The organism is Cellulosimicrobium cellulans, from assembly GCF_024124905.1.
In the GTDB taxonomy this organism is placed as follows: Bacteria; Actinomycetota; Actinomycetes; order Actinomycetales; family Cellulomonadaceae; genus Cellulosimicrobium; species Cellulosimicrobium cellulans_G.
In genome coordinates this window covers 178,081-195,249 of record NZ_JAMXST010000004.1, presented here as the reverse complement: position 1 = coordinate 195,249, position 17,169 = coordinate 178,081, and the positions used below count along the sequence as shown (strand labels likewise).

15 protein-coding genes are annotated in these 17,169 nt (G+C 74.7%); 4 read left to right on the top strand and 11 right to left on the bottom strand.

The window, feature by feature from the left end; all coding sequences use genetic code 11:
• Positions 1-3: 3 nt before the first annotated feature.
• On the bottom strand, positions 4-1,275 hold the full coding sequence (locus tag NHH00_RS13120; protein WP_253052825.1) for a G5 domain-containing protein: 1,272 nt from the start codon (positions 1,273-1,275) through the stop codon (positions 4-6).
• 372 nt (positions 1,276-1,647) lie between these two features.
• Entirely contained in the window at positions 1,648-2,916 is a 1,269-nt protein-coding gene (locus tag NHH00_RS13115; protein ID WP_253052823.1) for a PQQ-dependent sugar dehydrogenase, read from the bottom strand.
• A gap of 276 nt (positions 2,917-3,192) precedes the next feature.
• Here NHH00_RS13115 and NHH00_RS13110 point away from each other — a divergent pair, with 276 nt between their 5' ends.
• Positions 3,193-4,002 (top strand): SDR family oxidoreductase, encoded by an 810-nt coding sequence (locus NHH00_RS13110; RefSeq protein ID WP_253052821.1) that lies wholly within the window; start codon positions 3,193-3,195, stop codon positions 4,000-4,002.
• Here NHH00_RS13110 and NHH00_RS13105 read toward each other — a convergent pair.
• From NHH00_RS13105 to NHH00_RS13080, 6 genes are all read right to left on the bottom strand, one after another.
• Entirely contained in the window at positions 3,986-5,170 is a 1,185-nt protein-coding gene (locus NHH00_RS13105; protein ID WP_047232459.1) for an aminotransferase class I/II-fold pyridoxal phosphate-dependent enzyme, read from the bottom strand. The two genes, NHH00_RS13110 and NHH00_RS13105, sit on opposite strands and share 17 nt — an antisense overlap.
• 138 nt (positions 5,171-5,308) lie before the next feature.
• Positions 5,309-5,773 (bottom strand): MarR family winged helix-turn-helix transcriptional regulator, encoded by a 465-nt coding sequence (locus NHH00_RS13100; RefSeq protein WP_253052819.1) that lies wholly within the window; start codon positions 5,771-5,773, stop codon positions 5,309-5,311.
• Positions 5,774-5,851: 78 nt separating this feature from the next.
• Entirely contained in the window at positions 5,852-6,478 is a 627-nt protein-coding gene (locus NHH00_RS13095; RefSeq protein ID WP_253052817.1) for a ScbR family autoregulator-binding transcription factor, read from the bottom strand.
• 68 nt (positions 6,479-6,546) lie between these two features.
• The gene (locus NHH00_RS13090) at positions 6,547-7,224 is read right to left on the bottom strand and encodes an ATP-binding cassette domain-containing protein (protein WP_253052815.1); all 678 of its coding nucleotides are present in this window, start codon (positions 7,222-7,224) and stop codon (positions 6,547-6,549) included.
• Between the two features lie 2 nt (positions 7,225-7,226).
• Positions 7,227-9,284, bottom strand: a complete 2,058-nt coding sequence (locus NHH00_RS13085) for a hypothetical protein (RefSeq protein ID WP_253052813.1) — start codon at positions 9,282-9,284, stop codon at positions 7,227-7,229.
• 95 nt (positions 9,285-9,379) lie between these two features.
• Entirely contained in the window at positions 9,380-9,760 is a 381-nt protein-coding gene (locus NHH00_RS13080) for a lactococcin 972 family bacteriocin (protein WP_253052811.1), read from the bottom strand.
• A 131-nt stretch (positions 9,761-9,891) separates the two neighbouring features.
• On the opposite strand from NHH00_RS13080, the gene NHH00_RS13075 reads away from it, so the two are divergent.
• Entirely contained in the window at positions 9,892-10,491 is a 600-nt protein-coding gene (locus NHH00_RS13075) for an isochorismatase family protein (protein ID WP_253052809.1), read from the top strand.
• A 19-nt stretch (positions 10,492-10,510) separates the two neighbouring features.
• Here the strand turns inward: NHH00_RS13075 and rsmI are convergent, their stop codons facing one another.
• Complete coding sequence (gene rsmI / locus NHH00_RS13070; protein ID WP_253052807.1) at positions 10,511-11,401, bottom strand: 16S rRNA (cytidine(1402)-2'-O)-methyltransferase; 891 nt, start codon at positions 11,399-11,401, stop codon at positions 10,511-10,513.
• Between the two features lie 34 nt (positions 11,402-11,435).
• Between rsmI and NHH00_RS13065 the strand changes: the two genes are divergently transcribed.
• Positions 11,436-13,214, top strand: a complete 1,779-nt coding sequence (locus tag NHH00_RS13065) for a dolichyl-phosphate-mannose--protein mannosyltransferase (protein WP_253052805.1) — start codon at positions 11,436-11,438, stop codon at positions 13,212-13,214.
• A gap of 4 nt (positions 13,215-13,218) precedes the next feature.
• Here the strand turns inward: NHH00_RS13065 and NHH00_RS13060 are convergent, their stop codons facing one another.
• Both NHH00_RS13060 and NHH00_RS13055 read right to left on the bottom strand, forming a co-directional pair.
• Positions 13,219-14,739, bottom strand: coding sequence for a family 20 glycosylhydrolase (locus NHH00_RS13060; protein ID WP_253052803.1), 1,521 nt, complete (start codon positions 14,737-14,739; stop codon positions 13,219-13,221).
• A gap of 109 nt (positions 14,740-14,848) precedes the next feature.
• Positions 14,849-16,477: a hypothetical protein gene (locus tag NHH00_RS13055; RefSeq protein WP_253052801.1), complete on the bottom strand. Its 1,629-nt coding sequence runs from the start codon at positions 16,475-16,477 to the stop codon at positions 14,849-14,851.
• A gap of 189 nt (positions 16,478-16,666) precedes the next feature.
• On the opposite strand from NHH00_RS13055, the gene NHH00_RS13050 reads away from it, so the two are divergent.
• Positions 16,667-17,164 carry a DUF4190 domain-containing protein gene (locus tag NHH00_RS13050; protein WP_253052799.1) on the top strand — a complete coding sequence of 166 codons (498 nt, stop codon included), beginning with the start codon at positions 16,667-16,669 and terminating at the stop codon, positions 17,162-17,164.
• Positions 17,165-17,169 lie beyond the last annotated feature (5 nt).

Below are 17,169 nucleotides of genomic sequence, written 5' to 3'. Positions count from 1 at the left end.
CCGTCAGTACCAGTTGACCGCCTGCGAGTGGGACCACGCGCCGCACGGCGAGCCGTACGAGCCGGCGATGTAGTCCAGGCCCCACGCGATCTGCGTCGCGGGGTTGGTCGCCCAGTCGGCGCCCTTGCTCGCCATCTTCGAGCCGGGCAGGGACTGCGGGATGCCGTAGGCGCTCGACGTCGGGTTGTCCGCCGTCGGGTTCCAGTTGGACTCCTTGGTCCAGAGCTTCTCCAGGCACGTCCACTGCGCACCGGTCCAGCCGCGCGCGGCGGCCATCGCCTGCCCGATCGCGCGCGGGTCCTTCGGGCGCTCCTGCGTGCCGGTGACGACGACCTCGTCCACGGGCGCGGTCGTGACCTCCTGCGAGAGCTGCTCGCGCGACTCCTCGACGCCGTCCACGAGCGTGACCTCGAACGTCGTCGTGGTCACGCCGTCGGCCCCGGCCTGGGCGACGGCGGACTCGTCGGTGTACTTCGAGTCGTCGGGCTGCTGGACGGTCCCGTGCGGGACGGGCGTCGTCGTCTGCTGCTGCTCGACGACGACGCGCTGGACGACGAGCGAGACCGTGGGCGCGCCGGGCTCGGGCGCGTCGACGCGCTGCACGCTCACGCGGTCGAGCTCACCGAGCTCGATGCCCTGCTGGTCGAGGATGGCGGGGATGCCGATGCTGCCGTCCGGGGCGACCGTCGTCGTGCCGTCGGCGACGACGTTCACCGGGCCGTCGGTGTCGAGGCGCAGGTCGAGCGACGCGCGCTCGCCGGACCGGGACGCGACGAGGCGCACGTCGCCGCCGCGCTCGGCGAGGGTCTGCAGCGCCTCGTCCGCGTCGAGCGCGGTGAGCCAGACGTCGGACTGCTCACCGTCGGTCTGGACGGTGACCTTCTTGCCGAGGCGCACCACGACCTCGTCGCCGTCGTCGAGGGCCGACCCGGGGTCGGGCGCGACCTGGTCGCGCGCGCCGACCTCGACGCCGGCGGCGTCGAGCGCGCCCGAGACCGAGCCGGCGAGCGTGCTCACGGTCGTCAGCTCGCCGTCGACGTCGATCGTCACGGTCTTGCTGGCCTCGCCGTAGGCGACGGCGCCCGAGCCGACGAGCACGACGGCGGTCGCCGCGCCGACGACGGACCAGCGGCGCCGACGTGTCGCGCGCAGGGTCCGCGCGGAGCGGGCGGCGCGACGGCTGGGCGTCTGGGCGGTCTCGGTGGGGGCGACGTCCGGGGCGTCGGTCTCGACGTCACGGTGGCGGGGCGCGCGGAAGCGGAAGGGGTTGTGCACTCTGGTCCAAGTCGTCGGGGGTCCCGGGCACGGGGGTCGACGGCGCACGCGCGCCCCGGGGCGCTCCGCACCGCTGCGCGGGCGACACCCGGTTCGACCAGCCGATCCGGCCGTCCTGCGGACCCCCGGCACCCTGGGTGCTCGACGGAGACCGCGTCCCACGGCCGGCCCTTACACCTGTCCCCGGTGAGCGGCAACGCGAGACACTCGACCGTAACCGATTCGTTATCACGCTCCAAACCACCTGCTCAGCCCGCACGTCCGCCGAGATCGACCCCGCCGTCGCGAGGTCGGCCTCCCGAGGGTCGATCTCGGACGCTCGGGCCGATCTCGCGACGGCGATCCCCGACAACCCGCGGACGCGCGGCGGCCTCACCCGGCGGGCGTCACCGTGACCCGCAGCAGCCGGTCGTCGCCGTCGCGCGGGTCCCCGCGTCCGTCGGTGTTGTTGGTCAGCACGTACAGCACGGCGCTCCCGTCGTCGCCGGGCGGCGTCGCGGGGTCCACCAGGACGGCGCGCAGCCGACCCCGGTCCGTGAGCACGGCCTGGGGCGGGCCGAACGCGTCGGCCGACCCTCCGCCGTCGGGCGTCGCGAACGGCACGCGCCACAACGTCTGCCCCCGCAGCCCCGCCAGGTACGCGCCCTCACGGGTCACGGCCAGCCCGCTCGGCGAGGCCTCCGCCGTCGACCACGTCGCCACCGGGTCCACGAACCCCGACGCCGCGCCGCCCACTCCCTCGACCTCCGGCCAGCCGTAGTTCCCGCCCGGCACGACGACGTTGAGCTCGTCGAACGTGTCCTGGCCGAACTCCGACGCGAGCATGCGGCCCGTCACGTCCCACGCGATCCCCTGGACGTTGCGGTGCCCCAGGCTCCACACCGGCGAGGCCGGGTCCGGGTTCCCCGGCGCGGGCGCGCCGTCCACCGTCAGGCGCAGGATCTTGCCGTTGAGCGCACCCGCGACCTGCGCCGCGCCGCGCTGCTGCGCGTCCCCCGTCGTCACGTACAGGAAGCCGTCCGGCCCGAACGCGAGCCGGCCGCCGTCGTGCGTCGACGCCGCCGGGACACCCTGCAGGACCGGGGTGAGGCTCGACAGCTCGCGACCGGCGAGCGTCCCCCGCAGCACCTCGTTGCCGCCGTCGGCGGTCCGGTAGACGAACACCTCACCCGGGGCCGCACCGCCCTCGGGCCCGACCGCGACCCCGAGCACGCCCGCCTCGCCCGTCGCGACCGTGCCGTCGCGCAGGTCGTCCGCCCCCGGGCCCGTGACGGGCTCGACGGCGCCCGTCGCCGGGTCGACGACGACCAGGCCGCGCTCGTCGCGCAGGGAGACGAGCAGCGTCCCGTCCGCGAGCGCCGCGAGCCCCCACGGCGCGGAGAGCCCGGCCGCCACCTCGGTCACGTCCACGCGCACCTCGGGCACGACGACGAGGGCGGGCGCGGGCACCGGCGCGGTCGTCTCGACGCCGCCGGTCTCGGGGGCGGTCGTGACCGACGGACCCGGTGCGGCCGTCGTGACCGACGGACCCGGTGCGGGTTCCGGACCGTCGTCGGGCGTGCACGCCGCCAACAGCACGACGGCGGCCCCCACCACGACCGCGGGCCACGCCCGGGGCACGGACGACCGGTCGGCAGGCATGCGCCCATCGTCGCGCGCCGCGCGCGCCGCCGCACGAGCCGGGCTCGGCGCGGTCGCGCTCCCCACCGTGCCGACCACTCTCCTGCACCTGCTCGTGGTGCGCCTGCTCGGCAAGCACCTCCGCGCCTGGACGGGGGCATCGTCAGCGTGCCCGGGCTCGGGACCTCCGGCCCGCCTGCGCGGCCCTTCGGCGGCCGCACGCCCGCCCGCGGCGAGGCACGCTGGTACCGGGAGCTCCCCCGAGGCCCGGAGGAGCCGGCGAGGAGGTCGGTACGCATGTCGCGGACGTACGTGGTCACGGGTTCGGCGTCGGGGGTCGGGGCGTCCACCGCCGCGCTGCTGCGCGACCGGGGAGACCGGGTGATCGGTGTCGACCTGCGCGACGCCGAGGTCGAGGCCGACCTGAGCGTCCCCGACGGCCGGGCGCAGGCCGCCGACCGCGTCATGACGCTCGCCGACGGGCGCGTCGACGCCGTGATCGCGTGCGCGGGCATCGCCGCCCCGGTGCCGAAGACCGTCGCGGTGAACTTCTTCGGCGTCGCACGGCTCCTCACCGCGCTGCTCCCGGCGCTCGAACGGTCGGACGCGCCGCGCGCCGCCGTCGTGTCGTCGATGGCGACCCTGCAGCCGGTGTCCGACGAGCTCGTCGCGGCGTGCCTCGCGGACGACGAGGACACGGCGCTGCGCGTCGCCGCGGCGCTCGCGGACGAGGGGCCCGAGGTCGGCTACCTCAGCTACCCGTCGTCCAAGCGGGCGCTCTCGCGGTGGGTGCGGCGCGAGAGCGTCACCCCCGCGTGGGCGGGCCGCGGGATCCCGCTCAACGCCGTCGCCCCGGGGACGGTGCTCACGCCCATGACGACCGCGCTGCTCGCGACCCCGGAGTCCGCCGCGATGGTCGACGCCGCCGTCCCGATGCCCCTGCACGGGCACCAGTCCCCCGAGTCGGTCGCGAGCCTGCTGCTGTGGCTCACCGACCCGGTGAACACCCACGTCACCGGGCAGACGATCTACGACGACGGCGGCGCCGACGCCGTCCTGCGCGGGGACGACGTGTGGACGGGGACGACGCCTACGCCAGCCGGGTGAGCCCGCGCTTGAGGCCCCGGATCGCCTGACCGATGCGGTGCTCGTTCTCGATGAGCGCGAACCGCACGAACTCGTCGCCGCCGGGGCCGAACCCGACGCCCGGGGACACCGCGACGTCGCACTCCTCGACGAGGTGCGTCGCGAACTCGATCGAGCCCATGTCGCGGTACGGCTCGGGGATGCGGGCCCACGCGAACATCGTCCCGCCGGGCTTGTGGATGTCCCAGCCGATGCGCTGCAGGCCGTCGTAGAGCGCGTCGCGCCGCGACGCGTAGACGGACGAGATCTCCTGCGGGAACTCCGTCGCCTCGTTGAGCGTGACGGTCGCGGCGATCTGGATGGGCTGGAACGTGCCGTAGTCGAGGTAGCTCTTGAGCTTCGCGAGCGCCCCGACGACGTCGCGGCGGCCCACGAGGAACGCGACGCGCCAGCCCGCCATGGAGAACGACTTCGTCATGGAGTACAGCTCGACCGCGACCTCGCGCGCGCCCTCGCACTCCATGATCGACGGCGGCTCGAACCCGTCGAACGTCATGTCGGCGTACGCGAGGTCGTGCACGAGCACGACGTCCTTGTCCCGCGCCCAGTCGACGAGGCGCTGGAGGTCCTCCTTGGTCGCCACCGTCGTCGTCGGGTTGTGCGGGAACGACAGCACGACGACGCGCGGCTTGGGCCAGCCGAGCTCCCACGCCTCGATGATGCGGTCGATGTAGCCCGCGGCGTCGGTCCCGTCGCCGATGGGGACCTGGCGCGCGTCGGCGCCCGCGAAGTAGGGGCCCCAGATGTGGATGGGATAGCTCGGGGTGGGGACGAGCGCGACGTCGCCCGGCTGCAGCAGCACCCACATGAGGTGGCTGAAGCCCTCCTTGGCACCGATGGTCGAGATGATCTCGGTGTCCGGGTCGAGGCTCACGCCGAACCGGCGCTGGTACAGGCCCGCGACGGCCTCGCGGAGCTTGGGGATGCCGCGCGACGCGGAGTAGCGGTGGTTGCGCGAGTTCTGCGCGGCCTCGGCGAGCTTGTCGACGGCGACCTGCGGGCTGGGCAGGTCCGGGTTGCCGAAGCCGAGGTCGACGACGTCGCGGCCCGCTCGGCGTGCCTCGATCTTGAGCCCGTCGATGATGGTGAAGACGTAGGGCGGCAGACCGGGGATCCGGCGGAACTCCATCGCAGTGCTCCAGCTCTGTGCGGCGCTCCCGGGCGCGGGGTGCGCGCGGGTCGCGGGTCTCGCAGGGTACGCCTGCTCCCGGACGCCGCGCGTCCCGTCTCGTCGCGACGGCGCGCGCCGGCTCCTCGGGGGAGCGGCTCAGCCGTCCCAGCCGAGGTTGCGCGCCATGCGCTCGAGCGTCGCGACCGTCTGCGCGTACTCCGCGCGGCTGATGCCGTCAGCGACCCGCTCGCGCGAGACCGACACCGCGTCGAGCAGGTCGTGGTACGCGTGGTTGCCCGCGACGGTCACGGACAGGCTGCCCGAGCCGTCGCGCGCGACCCAGCCGCGGCGGACGAGGTCGTCGATCTCCGCCGTCACGGCGCTCGCCCCGTGCCCGGGCCCGGGCGCCGCCCCCGTGAAGGGCGAGAGGACGCCGTCGACGCTCGTCTCCTCGCTCACGCCGTCCCGGATGGTGTTGAGCACCTGCCAGTGCCGGCGCGTGAGCCCCGAGTGCTGGAACACGTCGTCGAAGCTCTCGTCGATGAGCCGGTCGACGAGCTTGAGCCAGTACCCGATCGGGCGCTCCGGCAGACCGGACGGTGTCGACTCCTGGTCGCTCACGGGAGACCTCCGTGCTCGTCGTCGGCGGGTCCGTCCACTGTCGCACCGCGACCTCCCACCCGCCACGTCACGCGACGCTCAGTCCTCCCGCGCGCCGAGCACACCCTCCGGGTCGCGTGCGACGGCGCGCAGGAGGATCCGCCACATGCCGTCGACCCGGTCCGTGAGGTCGTCCAGGTGCGTGAGGTGGGTCGACACCGTCTGCACCCCGTCGAACCAGGCGACGACGTGCCACGCGGCCTCGTCGACGTCGACGCCCTCGACGAGCTCGCCGTCGGCGGCCGCCTGGGCGAGGTACGTCCGCGCCAGGTCGATCCAGCCGACGAACGGGACGGGGAGGTCCGCGTCGATGTTCTCGGCCTCGAGCCGCAGCCGGGAGGCCGCGCGGAACACGGCGCTCTCCCGGTAGACGGTCGCTACCTGGCGCGACGCGTCGACGAGCGCGGCCAGGCCCCGGGTCCCTCGTTCCTCGTGCGCCGCGCGCAGCGGGACCCACTGCTCGACGACGTCCTCGGAGATCGCGCGGGCGAGCTCCGCCTTGGAGCTGAAGTGGAAGAAGATCGTGCCCTTGGTGAGGCCGAGCGCCGCGGAGAGGTCGTTCAACGACGTCGCGGCGTAGCCCTTCGCGGCGAAGTGCGCCGCGGCGACCTCGAGGATCCTCCGGCGGGTCGCCGCCTTCTGCTCGCTGCGGGTCGTCGGGGGCACGGCACCTCTTCACGTCGTCCTGGATCGCTCCCCCTGCGTCAGGGTACGAGATGACGTGGCCGCGCGCGTCACGCGCCGATCGAGGTCGTCAACCCGCCCGCGCGGATCCCGTCGAGGTCGATGCGACGGTCGCACGCCGAGGCCACCTGCTCGGAGTGGGTCGCGATGACGACGGTCGCGCCGCCCTCGGCGAACGACCGGAGCGACGACACGACCATCTCGGCGTTGTCGTGGTCGAGGGCGCCGGTGGGCTCGTCGGCGAGCACGACGGACGGGTCCTTGACGACCAGCCGTGCGAGCGCGACCCGCTGCTGCTCCCCGCCGCTGAGCTGGTACACCGGCTCCCCGCCGCGGCCGGCCAGCCCGACCTGCTCGAGCGCAGCCTCGAACGTCGCCCGCCGGCTCGCCCTGCGTCCGCGGGCGGCGATGGCGAGGTTCTCGTCGACGGACGCGTTGTCGACCAGTGCGTAGTTCTGGAAGAGGTACCCCAGCGCGTCCCGGCGGAAGTGCCGGGTACGACGGCGCCCGAGCCTGGTCAGGTCGGTGCCGTCCACGACGATCCGTCCCGCGGTCACGGGCTCGAGCAGACCGATGCAGTTGAGGAGCGTCGACTTGCCCGACCCGCTGCGGCCCGTGAGCGCCACCATGCTCCCGGGCTCCACGGTGAACGAGAGGCCCTCCCACAGGGTGCGGCGGCCGAAGGCCTTGCTGAGCTCGTCGACCACGAGGGTCGTCGGTCCGGTCATGGTCAGGCCTCCGAGGATCGGGTGCGGACGAGACGGCGGCCGAGGACCGCGAGCGCGCCGACGAGCGCGGCCAGGCTCACCGCGACGACGGCGGCGAGGAGCACCGGCTGCCAGTGGCCGAGGACGACGAGCGCCTGCGAGGTCGTCGGGTCCGCCCCGGGGCGGACGGTCGCGGTGAGCCCCGCCACCGTGGTCCACACCGACCACGTCACGACGGCCAGCGCCAGCGCGAGCTCGGCCCCCAGCAGGCCGCGGTGCGTGCGGACGAAGCCCCACCCGCTGATGTGCCGGGCGAAGATCGACTGGGCGTTCTTGCGCGTCGAGACCTGCGCGACCGCGACGGAGGTGCCGAGCAGCACCGCGAGCGCGGCGACGGCGTTGAACACCTGGAGGCGGGTGTCGTTCACGAGCGCCGCGTGCTCCTGCGCCGCGGCGAGCGCGACCGGCTGGTACGCCATCGCGATCTCCTGCGCACCCACCGAGGCCAGCCCGTCACGCGCCGTCGCGGCGTCGGTGAGGACGAGCCCCCGTCTCGTCCCCAGCGAGGTGAGGTCGTCGGGCACGAAGACCCCGGACCCACCGTTCACGACGACCCCGAGGGCGTCGCGCAGCAGGGCCGGCTCGTTCGGACGGGTGGCGGCCCCGTACGTGAACAGCTCCTGTCCCGGCGCGAGCACACGGGTGCGGACCTCCACGTCCTGGGCGCCCCGCGAGAACCCGTCGAGCCAGGACCGCACGTCGTCGACGATCGAGGCGGTCGCGTCCTCGTAGCGGCTCGGGACCAGGACCGTCACCACGTCCTCGGGAAGCTCGACGACCCGTTCGCCGTCGGCGTCACGCACGTCCTGCTGCGCGAGGTAGGCGTTGTTGACCAGAAGGGAGTCGTGCCGCCCCGGCAGCCCCCGCCCCCAGGAGACCTCGCCCTGACCCGCGAGGACGACGTCGCCGTCGCCCTCCGCCGCCAGCAACCACTCGCCCGCGGGGACGGCGAGCGCGTCGAACTCCTCCTGGGAGAGGTTCGGCGAGAAGAGGACGTGGACCCCGTCCCCCGCGGTCGCCCAGCGTTCGCTCGCCTCGACCTGCCCGGCGAGCTGGACCGCGGCGACGCTCGACGCGACGACGGCCGCGATCGTGACGACGAGGGCGGGGACGCGGACGAGGTACACCGCGACGCCTGTCGCGAGCGCCGGCAGCCTGCCCTTGAGCGCCTCGAGGACGGGCCGCTCGCCCGCGAGCGCGAGCGCGAGCGCGTGCGTGACGAGCGCGAGGAGCACGAAGGCGGCGGTCAGGACTCCCGCCGCGGCGGCAAACGTACGCCACTGCGCCCCGCCGTTGTACAGGGCGAGCAGCCCGGCGTCCACGAGCGCGACGGTGACGAGCGTGACGGCCAGCGCCGGGAACGACCGGCTCAGGTCGCGGCCGAGGATCAGGGCCGGCGGCACGCCGTGCAGCCGCTGGACCGCGTAGCCGCGGACGTTCGTCAGCACGCTCGTGGCCACGACCACGACCACGAGCAGCGCGGCGACGAGCGCGCTGAGCGCCAGCGGCTGCGTCACGAGCCACCCGAGGATCTGCGGGGGCGCGTAGTAGGTCCGGGTCTCGACGACGTACCCCTGCTCGCGCAGAGCCTCCGCGAGGAACGGCGTCGCGGCGTGGTCGCCGAACGTGAAGTAGTGCCCGCGCGGGTCCACGTCCGCACGCTCCGCCAGGGGGTGCACGGCCGTGCGCACGTCCTGGCTGAACGCCGGGTACCCGTCCTCGAGCCACGAGCCCGAGGCGAGCCCGGGGTTGCCGACCGTGAGATACAGGTGCCGGGACCGGGCCGGGTCGTGCAGGTCCTCGACGAAGCGCACGACGTTCACGCGCCGCTGCGCGGCGACCTGCTCGATCGTCTCGACCACGTGGGCGCTCGACGACGTCGGCGCCTCCCCGCTCACGACGAGGATGTCGGTGGCACCGAGCGGCCCCAGGTCGTCCATCGCGCGCAGGAACAGGAACGCCGCGAGCGACGCGTACACCGCCAGGATCGCGTACGCGAGCCGGATCCCTCGACTCCTCACCCCATGCGCTCCTCAGCTCGTACCGTGCTCGGTCAGCCGTCCGGCCCCGGCCCCGACGCGTGCGCGACCGGGACCGGGGCCGTTCGCCGCAGCGCTCAGCAGTGGCGCCAGTACGCCTTGTCGATGCGGAACGGGTTGCTGTCCCACGCGCTGGCGGTCGACCAGCTCCCGCCGCCACGGCACAGCGAGCGCACGAGGCCCGAGTCACCCGTCACGCTCGATCCGTGCACGCGCGACGAGTGGTAGTAGTCCGACCAGTTGTAACTCGCGGCGAGGCTCGTGACGCCGTAGTCCCAGGTCCCGCCGCCGGCCGAGACCCGCGTCGCGTACGCGGCGGTCGCACCGGCCGCGACGAGCCCGAGGCTCAGCGTCGCGCCGATGAGCGCCCTGCGGACGCGGCCCTGCCTCGGGCGACGCGCCCTCGTGTGCTCGATCTCGTGCGCGCCGCGCCGGACGTCGCTCGTCATGACTGACATGTCTCTCCTCTCGTCATCGTGAGGTGAGGCTGCTGCCCCCCGCGGAGACCTTATTGATCGGTCGGTCGGTCAGTCAACTCTCCCGGCCGCCACCCCGCCGTCTCTCGTCTCCGCCGTGGCAGAGTGGGCGTATGAGCGAGAGCACCTCCGCGCCGCGCCGCGCGCTGATCGTCGTCGACGTCCAGCCCACGTTCTGCGAGGGCGGCGAGCTGGGGGTCGAGGGCGGGAACGCCGTCGCGCAGCGCATCGCCGACCACGCGCGCGACCACCGCGACGCCTACGACCTCGTCGTCACGACCCAGGACTGGCACGTGGACCCGGGCGAGCACTGGAGCCCGGAGCCGGACTTCGTCGACACGTGGCCCCCGCACGGGATCGCGGGCACGCCGAACGCCGAGCTCCACCCCGCGCTGGCCGACCTCGCGCCCGACGCCGGGGTCAAGAAGGGCGAGTACCAGGCCGCCTACTCCGGGTTCGAGGGGGTCGACGTCGGCGGCCGGCCGCTCGCGGACGTCCTGCGCGACGCGGGGATCGAGGCCGTCGACGTCGTCGGCATCGCCGAGTCGCACTGCGTGCGCGCGACGGCGCTCGACGCCCACGCGCTCGGCCTCGCGACCCGGGTCCTCACCGACCTCACCGTGCCGGTCACGCCCGAGCTGGGCGCCGCGGCGCGCGAGGAGCTCGCGGCGGCCGGGGTCGCGCTCGAGCCGAGCACCGCCGTCGGGCGCTGACGACCCGGCCCGCGCGGTCTCAGCGGCGGCGCGCCTCCAGCGCGGCCGCGTAGAGGTCGCGCTTCGCGACCCCCGCGTCCTGGGCGACGTCCGCGACAACCTCCTTGAGCCGCTCGCCGCCGTCCACGCGCGCCAGCACGCCCGGGACGAGCTCGGCGAGCGGGACCGGCCCGCGCGGCGGCGCGCCCCCCACCACGACGCAGATCTCCCCCCGGAGCTGCTCCTCGGCGGCGCGCTCCGCGAGCTCGGCGAGGGGCCCGCGCAGCACCTCCTCGTAGGTCTTGGTGAGCTCGCGCGCGACGGCGGCCGGCCGGTCTGCGCCGAACGCCTCGGCCATCGCGGCGAGCGTCTCCGCCACGCGGTGCGGCGCCTCGAAGAACACGAGCGTGCGCGGCTCGTCGACGAGCGCCGCGAGCGTGCGCGTGCGGTCGCCCGCCTTGCGCGGCAGGAACCCCTCGAAGCAGAAGCGGTCCGTCGGGAGCCCGGAGAGCGCGAGCGCCGTGAGCACCGCGCTCGGCCCGGGCGCCGTGGTCACGGGGACCCCGCGCTCGACCGCGCGCGCGACGACGCGGAAGCCGGGGTCGGACACGCTCGGCATCCCCGCGTCCGAGACGACGAGGACCGTCCCGCCGCCGTCGACGACGTCGAGCAGGTCGTCCGCGCGGTCGGTCTCGTTGTGCTCGTGGAAGCTGAGGACACGACCGCCGACCTGCACGCCCAGCCGGCCCGCGAGCGCGTGCAGGCGGCGCGTGTCCTCGGCCGCGACGACGTCGGCCTCCGCGAGCAGGCGCCGCAGGCGCGGGCTCGCGTCCTCCGCGTTGCCGATGGGGGTGCCGCCGAGCACCAGGTGCCCGGCCTCCCGCGGGGTCGTGGGCCGGTCGGCGTCGGGCACGTCGGTCGAGGAGGACATGGCTCCCAGGGTTCCACACCCGTGTGCCCCTACGATGGCCAGCGTGTCCCAGCCGCCCGCCGACGCGCACCCCGGGCCCCGGCCCGCGTCCGACGCCCCCGACGACCGCTCGGACGACGCCGGGACCCGGCCGCCGCCCGACGCCGAGGCGTCCGACCCGTCGGACGACCCGGCCGCCGAGTCGCCGGGTGAGCGGGCCGACGAGGCCGCGGGCATCGAGCACGACGCCGCGTCCGACCTGACGCACCGCGAGCGGCTCCTGCTCGCGCTGCTCGGGCCGCGCCGTCTGGCCCTCGGAGCGACTGCGCACGACCGGCTGTGGGGGTGGCTCGGGGTCGCGATCGTCGCCGCCGTCGCCGCGGTGCTGCGGCTGTGGAACCTCGGCCGGCCCGGCACGCTCGTGTTCGACGAGACGTACTACGTCAAGCAGGCGTGGACGCTGCTCCAGGTCGGGTACGAGGCCGACTGGCCCGAGGAGCCCAACCCGGCGTTCGAGGCCGGGGACGTGAACTCGTTCCTCCCGACCGCCGACTACGTGGTCCACCCCCCGCTCGGCAAGTGGATGATCGCGCTCGGGATGAGGTTCTTCGGCGGGGCGGAGAACCCGTGGTCGTGGCGGATCGCGTCGGCGGTCGTCGGGGTGGTCGCCGTCGTGCTCGTGGCGCGGATCGCGCGGCGGCTGTTCGCCTCGACGGCGATGGGGATCGTCGCGGGCGCGCTCATGGCGGTGGACGGCGAGGCGATCGTGCACTCCCGCACGGGTCTGCTCGACAACATGCTCATGATCTGGGTGCTCGTCGCCTTCGGGTGCCTGCTGCTCGACCGCGAGCAGGCGCGCCGGCGGCTCGCCGACCGCTGCGGCGCGATCCTCGACGCCGGCGGACGGATCGGACGCTACGGGCCCGGCCTCGGGTGGCGGTGGTGGCGCTTCGCGGCGGCCGTCGCGCTGGGTCTCGCGTGCGGGGTCAAGTGGTCGGGGCTGTACTTCCTCGCGGTCTTCGCCGTCGTGTCGGTGCTGTGGGACGCGACGGCGCGGCGCGCGGCGGGCATCGGGCGCTGGTGGGAGGACGCGCTCGTGCGCGACGCGATCCCCGCCGCGCTGGTCATGCTCCCGACCGCGGCGCTCGCCTACCTCGGCGCGTGGACGTCGTGGTTCCGCACCCCCGGGGCGTACATGCGCCAGTGGGCGCTCGAGCACCCCGGCGAGGGCGTCCCGTGGCTCCCGCCCGCGCTGCGGTCGCTGTGGGAGTACCACCTCAAGATGTGGGACTTCCACAACGGGCTCACGTCCGAGCACACGTACGAGGCCCACCCGCTCGGGTGGATCGTCCAGTGGCGCCCCACGTCGTTCTACTGGCGCTCCTACGACCCCGGCGAGGCGGGGTGCGAGGTCGAGCGGTGCGCCCGGGCGATCACGTCGCTCGGCAACCCCGTGCTGTGGTGGACGGCGGCGCTCGCGATCCTCGTCGCGCTCTGGGCGCTCGTCCGCCTCAAGGACTGGCGGGCGCTCGCCGTCCTCAGCGGGATCGTCGCCGGGTGGGCTCCGTGGTTCCTCTACGCCGAGCGGACCATCTTCACGTTCTACTCGATCGTGTTCACCCCGTGGGTCGTGCTCACGCTCGTGTACGCGATGACGCTCGCGCTCGAACGCACCGAGCACCGCCCGGTCGCGCGGGCGCGCGTCCGGGTGGGGCTCACGGTCCTGCTCACGACGATCGGCGCCGTCAGCGTGTTCTTCTACCCGATCTGGACGGCGTGGCAGGTGCCGTACTGGTTCTGGCGCCTGCACATGTGGCTGCCCACCTGGATCTGACGCGTCACCAGTCGACCTGCGCCGACTCGTGGAAGGCGATCCCCGCGCGGCGCCAGGCGTGCGCCTCGCGGGCGACGCGGCGACGGAAGCCGTCCCAGTCCTTGCGTTCCGGCGCGGTCCAGCCCACCTCCGCGACGGCGCTCAGGCGCGGCAGGAGCATGGTGAACAGCGCGTCGAGCGTCGGGATGCGCTCGGTCCACACCGCAGCCTCGACGCCCTCGATCGTGTCGGCCGGCAGACCGGGCACGACCTCCTCGGGCTCCCAGTCGTAGGAGTCGCGCACCTCGACGAGGCCGGCCCAGTCCTGACCCAGCGCGGGATCGAAGTCCGCCGTGTACCGCATGTCGAGATAGACGCGGTTCGCCGGCGACAGGAGGATGCGCGCCCCGGCCTTCGCGGCGTCGACCAGGTACGTGAGGTCCATGGGGTGCGTGTCCCAGTACTGCACGAGCGTGCCCGGGCGCAGCGGCGCCTTGGCCGCCTCCTGCCACGCGACCGGCTTCTTGCCGGCGTCGAGGATCAGACGCTCGCACAGCTCGACGAACCGCGCGTACTCCGCGGGCTCCATCTTCAGCACCTCGTCGCCGCCGAGGTGCACGTGCTCGCCGTCGGTCGCGTGCGCCAGGTCGGTGAACACGTCGCGCAGGAACGGCTCGGTCGCGGGCAGGTCGAACGTGAGGCGCGAGAAACCGACCTCGATGCCGGCGTACGCCTCCGTCGCGACGCCGTCGGGCATGAGGTCGCCGTACACGTGCGTCGCCGCGTTGATGTGGCCGGGGACGTCGATCTCCGGCACGACGCGCACGAAGCGCTCCGCCGCGTGGTCCTGCAGCGCCCGGAAGTCCGCGAGGGACAGGTGCCCGCCCTTCCCACCGGACGTGTCGCTCCCCGAGGAGAGCTTGGCGAGCTCGGGCCGGGACGGCGACTCGATGCGCCAGCCCTGGTCGTCCGTGAGGTGCAGGTGGAGCACGTTGAGCTTGTACGCCGCGGCGACGTCGATCACGGCGCGCAGCGCGTCGAGGCCGAAGAACGTCCGCGCGACGTCGACGGACAGGCCGCGCCAGGGGTAGCGCGGCGCGTCGTGCACGACGACGTGCGGCACCCGCGCGGGCACGTCGCCCGGGCCGGGGGTCTCGACGAGCTGCCGGAGCGTCTGCACCGCGTGGAACAGGCCGGCCGGCTCGGCCGCGGTCGCGGTCACGCCGCCGTCGTCGACGACGAGGCTGTACCGCTCCGGGCTCGTCGAGCCCGCGGGACCCGCCTGCGCGTCGATCCGGAGCACGACGGCGGTGGGGGCCGCGGGGCCCGTCACCGCACCCGCTGCGGCCGACGGGCCGGTGCCGCCGGACGCCGGGTCCTCGTGCGTCGCGACGACGCCGTCGAGTCCGCTCAGGAGCGAGGCGGTCAGGTCCCCGAGCCAGGGCGCGGTCCGCTCGACGCCGAGCGTGTGGACCTCCAGCGCGGAGACGGGGACGTGGCCCGCGCCGGGCTCGACCTGCAGGGGCTGGGGGATGATCGAGACCATCGGGTACCTCGTCGTCTGGGGCTGGGATCGAATCGATTCGGCTTTTGCGAGCACCACACCCTAACCCGGGCCTCCTGCCCCGACCAACCGCCTCGGGGCGCACCTCGGGTCAGCGCGAGGGAGCGACGTAGCGCGGGCTCGGGTCGAGCGAGAGCACGCCCTCGACGTCGCGCGCCGGGTCGGAGGACCCGGTGGTCCACCCGCCGACCAGCCCCTGCGGCAGGCCGTCGAGCAGCACGCCCCAGTCGCGGACGCGCGCGCCGTAGCCGTCGCCGGAGGTGGACTGCAGCACGACCGCCGTCTCGCCGGACCCGAGGTCGAGGCCGGCCGCGTCGCGGATGGCGTCCGCGTCCGAGCGCTGCAGCACGACGAGCTTCTGCGGGAGCCCCGCCGTGCGCACGACCTCCCCCACCGCGTCGATCGCCGCGCCCAGCTCGGTCGCGTCGACCGTGCCGGTCGGCACGCCCCCGCCGGCGCGACGGGCGTCGACGTCGAGGGCGACCCCCACGGTCGGGCGTGCGAGGACGTCCGCGTACTCGGCCACCTGCTCGTCGAAGGTCGCGCGCCCCGGCTCGAACCGCAGGACGACGAGCACCCCCGCCGTCGCGGCGGCGTCCACGAGCGGCAGCAGCTCGTCCGCCGGGAGCTCCGTCGAGTAGTCCCGGTCCGTCCCCGCGCTCGACGACGCCCGGGTCGCGGGGACCTCGAGCACCGGGACCACGACGTCGCCCGGGGCCGCCTCGGCGTACGAGGCCGCCGCGTCCTGTGCGCGCGAGACGGCGTCGGACACCGCCCGGTCCCCCACCGCCACGAGCCCCGAGGTCACCGCGTCCGCCTCGACCGCCACGTACCGCACCCCGTCAGCGAGCACGAGCTGCGACCCGCTCGGGAGCAGGATGCCCGCCTCGGCCGTGCGCAGCCGCCACGCCAGGTCGTCCGCGGACCCGAAGCTCGCCCCGATGCCCACGACGGCGAGCGCCTTCGCCGCCGCGAGCGCGTCGACGACCTCCGCCGAGGACCGCGGGTCACCCTGCGGCACCTCGAGCGGCACCGCCCCGGCCGCGCGCGCCGTCGCGATCGCCGCGGACTGCGGGCCGCCCGCGGCGTCGAGGCTCCCCGGCTCGGTGAGCGCGAGGACCTCCGTGAGCGTCTCCGGCTCGCCGCGCTCGGGGAGCGCGTCCCGGACGTCGTCGAGGTCGTGCTGGTCGAGCGACCCGTCCGCACCGAGCGCGCCCACGTCGAGCAGGACGCGCTCGACGCCCTCGACGTCGCCCAGCGTCGCGCGCTCGGGGACCTCGCCCGCGTCGTCCTGCCCCGGGGGCGCGTCCGCCTCGCCGACCTCGACGACGGCGACCGTGCCGAGCCGGGCGAGCTCCGTGCGCAGCCCGCCGTCGGAGATGGCACCACCGACCAGGAGCACGGGCGCCGCGAGCTCGACCGCGGCGGCGGCCGCCGTGGCCTGCGCGGCCTCGTCGTCGGCGACGGCGAGGACGACCACGGGGGCGGACGTGAAGAAAGCCTGGCTGCTCGTCAGCGCGAGCTCCGCCGGGTCGACCGAGTCGAGCACGAGCACGCCGTCGCTCGGCTCCGCCGCGCGTGCGACGAGCCCGGTCTCGGCCGCGGACGGCCCGTCGGCCTTCGCGCTCTCCGCGGCACAGCCGCCGAGCGCCGTGACGGCACCGAGGCTGAGGACGACGGGGAGGGCGACAGGGACGAATCGGACCTTCCGAGAGTTCACGCCCCCATCATCGCGCATGCCCCACGCCCCGCCGACACACGGATGTGTGGGACTCGTGACGGTCGGCCCGTCGGGTGGACGGCGGACGAACCGGCGACCCGTGTTCGGGACGCGCCGCGGGTGCGCGGGACGCCGGGCGGCCTCGACCGGCATACTGGCCGGGCCCGAACCCATCGCCGAGGAGATCGCATGTCGACCCCCGACCAGCCCGACCAGAACCCGCAGCCTGGCGGGACGCCGTCCGGACCGCCCGCGTACGGCGCGCCGCAGCCCGGCCAGCCCCAGCAGCCGCCGCAGGCCCCGCAGTACGGCGCCCCGCAGGCAGCCCAGTACGGCGCGCCGCAGGCGCCGCAGTACAACGCCCCGCAGGGCGGCACCCCGGGGTACTCCGCCCCGGCCCAGGACCCCGGCAAGACGATGGGCATCGTCGGCCTCGTGCTGTCGTTCCTCGGCTGCCTGTCGATCGTGGGCCTGATCCTCAGCATCATCGCCTTCAACAAGTCGAAGAAGGCCGGCTACAAGAACGGCGTCGCCCTCGCGGGCATCATCGTCGGCGCCATCATGCTGGTGATCTCGATCGTCGTCGGCATCATCATCGGCGTCACCACCTCCGCGGTCCTCGAGAAGTGCGCCGAGCTCGGTCCGGGCACGCACTTCGAGGACGGCGTCACGTACACCTGCGGCTGACGTTC